1 protein-coding gene is annotated in these 962 nt (G+C 69.0%); it reads right to left on the bottom strand.

The window, feature by feature from the left end; all coding sequences use genetic code 11:
- Positions 1-643, bottom strand: a 643-nt coding sequence (locus AX702_RS03390; protein WP_269450371.1) for a calcium-binding protein, incomplete at its 3' end; no start/stop codon positions are given.
- Between the last annotated feature and the right edge of the window lie 319 nt (positions 644-962).

Genomic DNA, 962 nt, shown 5'->3' on the forward strand with positions numbered 1-962 from the left:
CCCCGCCGACCAGCCGGTCCCGCCCCGACCCGCCATCCAGGATGTCGATGCCGCCACCGCCCCACAGCTGGTCGTTCCCGCCACCACCGCGAAGCTCGTCCGCACCATCGCCCGCCCGGAGGATGTCGGCGCCGCTCCCGCCGGAAAAGCTCACGCGCTCCACGCCCGTGATCACCGTTCCGTCCGCCAGCGTCTGCGCCCGGTGCGGCATGGAGAAATCGGCCTTGAACGCGACATTGCTGTCCTGACGCAGCAACACGGCAAGGTCATCGCCCGAGCCGCCGTCGATCAGGTCGGCATTCTCGCTGTAGATCGTGTCGTTGCCGGCGCCGCCCAGCAACTGGTCATAGCTGGTGTCCGGTGAGCGTCCATCGCCGCCCGACAGCCAGTCGTCCCCGGCATCGCCGGACACGAGATCAGCGCCCTGCCCGCCACGCAGCACGTCATTGTCGTCGCCGCCGAACAGGCGATCGTCGCCATCCTCGCCGTCCAGATAGTCGATACCGCCCTCGCCAAGGATGAAATCGCTTCCGGCGCCGCCGAACACGAAATCCATCCCGCCGCCGGCGATGATGTCGTCGTCACCGGCAGTCCCGTACAATTCATCATCGCCTGCAGAGCCGATGATCAGCGTCCTCGCCATTGCGTTGCTCCATCTGTCTGGAGGATCGAACCGGTCGAGGCTCCGGCCCGAATGCGGGAGCCGCCGTCGACGGGGGCGAAACCTATTCCTCGTCGCGCCTCAGGCCAGAGGCGCATCGGGAGTAGCGCGCCGGCGACGAACGGCCTGCCAACCAGCGACAAAAGGCCGAACGGACAGCCTGCCCGCGGGATCTTACTCGCTCAGGGGCGATCCCGGATTGACGAGGAGAGACCCGCGCGACGCGCCGCCCTCCCCCCCCCATCTTGCCGGCGGCGCGGCGACGGCGCAGACATGCCCGCCATGCGCCCCGCCCGCTCGC

It is taken from the genome of Sphingomonas sp. CCH5-D11 (assembly GCF_001557395.1).
Taxonomy (GTDB): domain Bacteria; phylum Pseudomonadota; class Alphaproteobacteria; order Sphingomonadales; family Sphingomonadaceae; genus Sphingomonas.